6 protein-coding genes are annotated in these 8,012 nt (G+C 51.6%); 1 reads left to right on the top strand and 5 read right to left on the bottom strand.

Annotation, left to right across the window (positions count from 1 at the left end; all coding sequences use genetic code 11):
- Both C7J97_RS14250 and C7J97_RS14240 read right to left on the bottom strand, forming a co-directional pair.
- On the bottom strand, nucleotides 1–5,012 hold a 5,012-nt coding region (locus C7J97_RS14250; RefSeq protein WP_479723711.1), incomplete at its 3' end, for a DEAD/DEAH box helicase family protein.
- A gap of 449 nt (nucleotides 5,013–5,461) precedes the next feature.
- A complete protein-coding gene (locus C7J97_RS14240) occupies nucleotides 5,462–5,815 on the bottom strand; it encodes a TnpV protein (RefSeq protein WP_097784872.1) in 354 nt (117 codons plus the stop codon).
- On the opposite strand from C7J97_RS14240, the gene C7J97_RS15100 reads away from it, so the two are divergent.
- Nucleotides 5,814–6,221, top strand: a complete 408-nt coding sequence (locus C7J97_RS15100) for a hypothetical protein (protein ID WP_170126685.1) — start codon at nucleotides 5,814–5,816, stop codon at nucleotides 6,219–6,221. The two genes, C7J97_RS14240 and C7J97_RS15100, sit on opposite strands and share 2 nt — an antisense overlap.
- A gap of 449 nt (nucleotides 6,222–6,670) precedes the next feature.
- Here the strand turns inward: C7J97_RS15100 and C7J97_RS15095 are convergent, their stop codons facing one another.
- The 3 genes from C7J97_RS15095 to C7J97_RS14225 all read right to left on the bottom strand — a co-directional run.
- Nucleotides 6,671–6,832, bottom strand: a complete 162-nt coding sequence (locus tag C7J97_RS15095) for a hypothetical protein (protein ID WP_170126684.1) — start codon at nucleotides 6,830–6,832, stop codon at nucleotides 6,671–6,673.
- Between the two features lie 82 nt (nucleotides 6,833–6,914).
- Nucleotides 6,915–7,244: a hypothetical protein gene (locus C7J97_RS14230; protein ID WP_113993346.1), complete on the bottom strand. Its 330-nt coding sequence runs from the start codon at nucleotides 7,242–7,244 to the stop codon at nucleotides 6,915–6,917.
- 61 nt (nucleotides 7,245–7,305) lie between these two features.
- Nucleotides 7,306–8,012: coiled-coil domain-containing protein (locus C7J97_RS14225; RefSeq protein ID WP_113993345.1), on the bottom strand; the 707-nt coding region annotated here is incomplete at its 5' end.

Raw genomic sequence — 8,012 nt, 5'->3', positions numbered from 1 at the left:
AGCTTATCCTCCAGACGATATTTCTGATTCTGGAAGTCTCCGCGCAGCACCTTCAATTTTGCTACCTGCACGTCCAAGTCCATCTTTTCCCGGATGCGAGGGTCGCCTGCACACAGAGCCTTGATTTCTGCGTAAGATAAAGCCTGTTCGTCAATATCATCGCAAGATCGCATAGGCGATTTGCTCGTCATGATCTGCGAGATAAACTTCTGTTTATTCTCAAGGGTCTGATAGAGGTAGGCGTCAAATGTCGATTCCGTGACGTAATTATAGACGTAAACCTGCTTGTTTTTATTGCCCTGCCTGATAATTCTACCGTTGCGCTGGGTCATATCAGACGGACGCCAGCCTACATCCAGATGATGCACCGCTACGAGCAGCGTCTGGACGTTGGTGCCAGCTCCCATCTTTGCAGTGCTGCCCAGCAACACACGCACCTGTCCGCTGCGTACCTTGGAGAAAAGTTCTGCTTTCTTGTTCTCCGTATCTGCGTTGTGGATGAACTCGATCTCCTGTTCGGGCACACCAGCATTGAGCAGCTTGGAGCGGATATCATCATAGACGTTGAACGAACCGTCGCCCTTTGGAGTAGACATATCGCAGAAAATCAGCTGGGTCAGCTTCTGCTCCTTGGTGTCGTTCCAGATGCGCAGGACGTTGTTGACGCAGGCGTTCAGCTTGCTGTTGGGGTCATCGGGCAGAGCGGAATTCATCAACCGCTGGTCAAGACCGATTTTGCGGCCATCCGACGTGATTTTCAACATATTATCCACAGAGGGGTCAACAGAACCGCTGTGGACTTCGGCTGCACGTTCGCTCAACGCCTGCACCATATCCTGTTGGATTTCCGAAGGTTTGACCACCACCGTCTCAAATTTTGCATCAGGCACCGGGAGATGAAGCTGGTCGCTGGTCTTGATATCTGCTGCTTCTTTGAACATCGCCATCAGTTCAGGCAAATTGAAGAACTTCGCAAAACGAGTGCGTGCACGGTAGCCGGTGCCTTCTGGGGCAAGTTCGATGGCGGTAGTAGTTTCGCCAAAAGTCGATGCCCATGCGTCAAAATGGGTCAACCCTTTCTGCTGTAAGGTGTTGTACTGAAGATAACGCATCAGGGTATACATCTCGGTCATGCTGTTGCTCAGGGGCGTACCTGTTGCAAAAATCACGCCACGTCCTCCGGTGATCTCGTCCAAATAGCGGCACTTGCCGAACATATCGCTGGATTTTTGCGCCTCGCTCGTACTCAAACCTGCAACATTACGCATTTTCGTGTACAAGTAGAGGTTCTTAAACGCTTGGCTCTCATCCACAAACAACCTGTCTACGCCCAATTGTTCAAACGTAACCACATCATCTTTACGGTCTGTGCCTTGCAGCTTTTCCAATTTCTGTTTCAAAGACTTGCGCAGCTTTTCCAGCTGCTTTACCGTGAAATGCTCGCCAACCTGCGCTTTCGCTTCTTCGATGGCCTCCTCGATTTCATCCATCTGTTCCTGAATCAGACGCTCCTGTCGTTCTGCGGACAAGGGTATCTTTTCAAACTGGCTGTGTCCGATGATAACCGCATCATAATCACCGGTCGCAATTCTCGCACAGAATTTTTTGCGATTACCGGGTTCAAAATCTTTTTTGCTGGTGACCAGCAGCTTTGCATTGGGGTACAGGCGTAAAAATTCGCTGGCCCATTGTTCCGTCAAATGGTTTGGCACGACAAAAAGACTTTTCTGGCACAAGCCCAGACGTTTCAGTTCCATAGCGGAAGCCGCCATCTCAAAACTCTTGCCGGCACCGACTTCGTGCGCCAAAAGGGTGTTGTACCCATACAGCACATGGGCAACCGCATTGCGCTGATGCTCTCGCAAATTGATCTCCGGGTTCATGCCCACAAAATGAATATGACTTCCGTCATACTCACGGGGCCGGGTGCTGTTAAAAAGCTCATTGTACTTTTTCACCAGCAGATTGCGCCGCTGCGGGTCTTTCCAGACCCAGCTAGCAAAAGCATCCTTGATGGCCTGCTGTTTCTGCTGAGCGAGGGTGGTTTCATTCTGGTTCAGCACACGTTTTTCCTTGCCATCCTCCTCGATGGTATCATAAACGCGGCTATCACGCAAATTCAAGGTGTCTTCCAAAATCTTGTAAGCATTGGCCCTGCGGGTACCGTAGGTTTCGGTGGCCATAATGTCACCAAAGCCAGTAGCAGATTTATTGCTGATTCGCCATTCGGAAGTGTAAGGGGAGTAGCGAACGGTGATGGCATTGTTGTAGCGGATACGATAGGGCGGCTGAAAAGTTTCCATCATGAACTGCTGCACAATAGAGGGGTCAAGCCAAGTGGCACCCAAACGCACATCAATTTCAGAAGCTTCCAAATCTTTGGGCTGCGCCTTAGTCAGTGCGTCCACATTGCCCTTGAACTCCGAGCGGCTTTCTGCAGCAAGTTGTGCCATCCGTAGTTTATCGCGCACATTACCCGAAAGGTATTCGTCCGCTGTTTGCCAGCCGGCTTCCGGGTCGTCAGCATCCGCAGCAGGGTCTTTGAAAATCACGCCGGACAATTCGGTGGTGATGCGCTCATAGTTACCGGGAGTGCCCAGCAGTTCTGCCATATAAGGCAGGTCTACTTTGCCATGCTCCCCGATGGACACTGCCAGTGCTTCGCTGGGGGTATCCACGCTGGTGACAATACGTTCTGGGCGAATCGTCCGCTTGGTGAACATATCTGCCTTAGATTTGAGATTTTTATTCTCGTCCAGATTCTCCAGCGAGCAGAGCAGATAATAGGAGCTGTCATCATCGAACAGGCGGGCATTTTTCTTGTCGTTGATCAGACCGTATTTTGCAGTAAACGCATCGTAGGCATAATTCAGCTTTGCCTGCGATGCCTTGATATCCTCGTCCGGGAAGTCATTCAACTGCTGGTCGATCAACTCGTTGACGATCTGCCGCAGTTCCACCATGCCAGCCACACGGCCTTTGGCGTTGTCGGACAGTTCAATCTGTGTCATGATGGAGTTCTCGCGGTAGTAGATTTCACCATCCACCACAGTATAGCTGAAATTCTTCACAGTCGGGTCTGCGGGCAGCGTTTTGCGCTGCACTTCCGCATCGGCAACGTCCGGAGCGGCAATCTCCACCGCAGTGAACTGGCCCTCGATGTGCTGCACCGCTTCGGTAAGCTGGTCTGCAAGGTTTGCATCTTCGATTGGTGCAACGGTCAGGTCATGGCCGTACTGGGTGCTTTCTAGTTCCAAATTTCCCAGCACCATTTCCGGATGGTCTACAAAATACTGATTGATATTGAAGCCATCTTCGGTCTGCCCCAGCTGCACCCATGCAGGTTCGATGTCTGCAGGGCGGTCACGCTTCTGCAAAAAGAGGATATCCGAAACAACCTCGGTGCTTGCATTTGCCTTAAAAGCGTTGTTGGGTAAGCGGATGGCTCCCAGCAAATCAGCACGTTCCGCCATGTACTTGCGGGCACTGCTGTCTTTGCTGTCCATCGTGAAACGGCTGGTCACGAAAGCAATCACGCCGCCCGGTCGGATCTGGTCGATAGTCTTGGCGAAAAAGTAGTTGTGGATAGAAAAACCCAGTTTGTTGTACGCTTTGTCGTTGACTTTGTACTGACCGAAAGGGACATTACCTACGGCAAGGTCGTAAAAATCTCGGCGGTCGGTGGTTTCAAAGCCAGCAACCGTAATGTCGGCCTGTGGATATAGTTTTTGGGCGATGCGTCCGGTGATGGAATCCAGTTCCACACCATACAGACGGCTGTCAGCCATGCCAGAGGGCAGCATACCGAAAAAGTTGCCAATACCCATGGAAGGCTCCAAGATATTTCCAGACTGGAAGCCCATCTTTTCCACAGCATCATAGATGGCGCGAATTACCACCGGAGAGGTATAGTGGGCATTCAGAGTGGAAGCGCGGGCGGCGGCATACTCCTCTTCGGTGAGCAACCCTTTCAGTTGGGTGTACTCGGCAGACCAGTTTTCCTTGTTGGGGTCAAAGACATCTGCAAGACCGCCCCAGCCTACATACTGCGAAAGCACCTGCTGCTCCTCGGCGGTGGCACCGCGATGCTCCTGCTCCAAAGTGCGCAAGGTCTGGATGGCTTCAATATTGCGGGCGAATTTCTGCTTGGGGCCTCCGACACCAAAATTATCATCCGTGATGTGAAAATTTCCTGCGGCTTCCGGCATCGGTTCAGCGTTCAGGGCTTCGTCTGCGGCAGCAGCATCCGGAAAGGTCTGCCACTCGCCATTGACCTCCACAGAGATAGGCAACTTGTCCAGTTCCTCATCAGGTGTAGGTTCATCCCGCCGCAGACCGTCCTCGAATTGCTGCTTGTTGAGTACCTCGTTATCCCACGACTGCCCATGCGCGCTGGTGTCGATGCGAACATCCATTTCGCCTACATAGCCGATTTTGCCTTCGATGGTTCGGGTGGGAAGGTCAACAACAACTTCGTCACCGACCTTGTAATCAACAGCCTTTTCAGGAGAAACGTCAATAATTTCATCCTGCTGCTGTTCATACAGTTCCCGGATATTGGGCAACCGTTCAACCCGGAAGATGGGCTGTCCGCTGTTGGTCAAGTCCATGTCCTGCAAGCTGACGGATTTGAACATGAAGTTGACGTGATCCACACGGAAATCCCGGCCATCTAGCTTGATGATGATGCCGATCGGCAGATAATCTTCCTCTCGCAGATATTTTGTCTGATGGTGGGTACCATCTCCGCCCTGTCCGGCTAGATAGATGCTGTTGCCCTCGGCCCACAGCTTCTGCGATTTTGCTACCCACTCTCTGCGCAAAAAGCCGGTCACTTTGACTTTTCCCAGCGCATTTTCCTGTGACAGCAAATTAGAACGAAAAACTTCCTTTACAGTGATTGCATCTTTGTCATAGAACAGAAAGTATCCGCCCAGTTCAAAGCCAATCAGGGTATTGGGGTACTGCTCTTTCAGAGCATTGTATTCGGCAGCGGCATCACCATCCAGCATTGGGAGCTGTCGTTCCGCTTCCTGCACGGCGGCACGATGCTCTTTTTCCTTATCGGTCAGGTAGCGGTCAGACTGGATCATCAAGTCGATATACTGTTCCACCTGTGCCCATTTTAAGGTGATTTTCTGGTGGTCGGGATAATGGTCAAATTCCAGTCCCTTCCAGTCGTGGTTCACAAACCCCCGGCTTCCGTCCAGAAAATCGTGGGAGTGCCCACCAACGCCATACTCCTTTGCCAACGCTTTGGCGCGGAGGTTGCGGTCAGTCTGGGTCTGGTACAGTGCCATAATGCGCTGCTTGCCGCCCATAAATCCCGAACCGTGCTTACGCAATTCGTTTTCGATTTCAGCCTGCGACAAAACAAAAGCGGAGGGCGATTTTTCGCTCTCCGCTCGGTCGATATGTTCAATTTGCTGGGCTTCGGTGGGGATGACGGCATCCAGAAAACTTAGCTGTAGATCAGTTCCGTCCGAATCACTTCCTCGACCTGCTCCTGTAGGCTGTTCATGTGCTGTACCCACGCCATCTGATTCTTCTCCTTGTCCGGGGCCGGGTTCTTCGCCAGCAGATCGGCCATCAGTTGCTTCTTCATCGCTGCTGCGGTCTGCTCCAGTTCGGTCAGGGTCGGGTACAGGCTCCCGTTCAGGAGCATCGTGTGGTACAGAACCGGGTGCTGCTGTTTCAGAAAGTTCAGGCGCATCCTGCCGTACTTGCCCAGCGGGTTCTTCGGCTGATGCAGAGTCAGGTTCGGGAGAAGATAATCCCCGGTCTGCGTGTAGTTCAGATTGCTGCTCATATTCATGCTGGCTCCTTTCATTGTTTCGGCGGCGGATGGTCGTTTTGACTGCCCGCTCGACGGTGCGCAGGACTTCGCGGCTGATGTCGCTGACTGCGGCACCGAGTGTGTAGACAGTGTCCGGGGTAGAAAAATCGTAGATGGCCTGAAAACTGTCTTTGTCAAAATAGCCATCCGGCTCAAATCCACAGCGTTCCAGCAGCGTGTAGGTGACGCTAATGGCGGCGGCAGACTTGAACTGCATCTCCACCCCGGCTTCATCATAATCCATCAGCAGCGAACCGTCAACGATGGCGCTGATGTCCTCGCTGTTGTTGTCCCAGTAATCCGCCACCAGTTTCCCGGCAACATCCGCAAGCTGCTGGCTGACACGCTCTCCGCTGATGCCGTAGGTAGCGGCGAGCATTTCTGAAACCGGCTTTTTCAGGTCATCGTTGTACTGCCACACCTCCGGGTCACGGGAATTGCGGCGCACTCCGGTGTCGCTCACATCAAAGACATAGTGCAGACGCGGCACACTGCTGGACTGGTCTAACAGTGCGATGCCCTTGGAGCCGCGCCGGACATAGCGGTTCATGCGATTGTTCCAGATGTCGAAGCTGGCGCAGGCGGTGGCATCAGGCCGCTGGGCGTAGATCATCAACTGGTCTGCAAAACTGTACTTGTACAGCCGGGATGCAGTGGTCAGGTAGTCCGTCCAGTTTTCCCAATACCGGGTCAATTCTTTTGCCGTTTGCTGGGCAAGGGCGAGATATTCTTCGGTTTTGCTTGGCATTTTGGCCTCCTTCTTTAGTTTTCAGGGTATAAAAATAGCGGGCAACCTTTTTGTGGTCGCCCGCCGGAAAGTGTATCGAGATAAGATTATTTGCTATTGCCCTTTATGTACTTCATAACGCAGCACCCCATCACGATGACGGGAAGCACGGTTCGTAAACCGAGGTCGCCGACCCGCACATTTACATCAATCACAAGCCCTGCAAACCATGCCGCTAAAGTGAAAACAGTTGCCCATCCGTAATTCATAGAACTGTACTCCTTCATATGTGAATATTCAAAACTCTCTTCTCAGCTTCAGCTTTCATAGCTGCCCGCAAGGAACTTACATTTATTCGACTCGAATGTTTACCGGATTCAGTGTAAGGTTGCCTCCGCCCGCCACCTTATACCATTTGCCTCTTTCGAGTTTGATTCTTTCCGTTACGCCCTGTGTAATATATCCGATTCTGTATTTTTCTCCAGTCTCTACATCGGTAAAGACCACCTCAGTATCACAATCACCGCTCACTTTTACAGTTCCCCATAGTGGCTGTATTTGTTCTGTCTTTATGTTGCCTTCATCGTTTGAAAGGGTGAAAGTATGGCTTCTCTGAATATTGATATAAATCGCCACCAGAAAAACCGCTGCCAGACATAAGGCAAACCTTCTTGTTTTCATCGAAACACCTCCTGTAAATTCGGTTTTATCGAGTCATATCACATAAGCGGACTCTTCAAACTTACAGCTCGGTTTCCACTGCAAGCTGCTCCTGCTTCTCTTTTTCGTCAGCGATTTGGACATCAACATCTTCGCGCATCTTTTTCAGAAGTGCGAGGACACGCTTGATCTGGCCCTTGGTGTTTTCCACCCTGCTCTGTGCCTGATTGATGTGATCCAGAACTGCCCAGTCTGCAAAGAGGCCGTCAAAGAAGAAATCCGCAAATTTCAAAAAGCTGTCCACCGTAACCTGAAGGTCTGCGGTGATTTCAACATCGGAAAGTTCAGTTTTGAACCGCCGCAGTTCCACTTGGAGCTGTTCGATTTGTTCCTGTGCATCGTCCAGTTCCTCATACTTGGCAAGATCGGCCATCAAACCGCCGCCCATTACGTCCCATGTACTCCAGCCCTCGGCATTGTCGAGGGTTTCCAGAACTTCATTGACCGTATGCAGGGCGGTCTTTCCGGCGTTGATGGCTTCCAGCAGCTCCCGTTTTTGGACTTTCAGCGCGGCAATGCGGCTTTCGCTTTCTGCAACCTGCTGTGCGGCAGGGTGGGCAGATGCTTTGATGCTTTTGATTTTTTCGGAAAGAGCAGCTTGATACTGCCTTTCGCAATCGGACAGCCATTCCAGTCTATTTTGAATCTGCTCCAAGTCGGCATCAACGGAAGAAAGATCATGGAGAGCCGCATCGTACTTGACGCGGGCTGCATAGGCTTCCTGCCGTT

Origin of the sequence: Faecalibacterium prausnitzii, assembly GCF_003324185.1 — a bacterium.
In the GTDB taxonomy this organism is placed as follows: Bacteria; Bacillota; Clostridia; order Oscillospirales; family Ruminococcaceae; genus Faecalibacterium; species Faecalibacterium prausnitzii.
The sequence above is the reverse complement of the archived record's forward strand: the minus strand, read 5'-3'. Positions and strand labels throughout refer to the sequence as shown.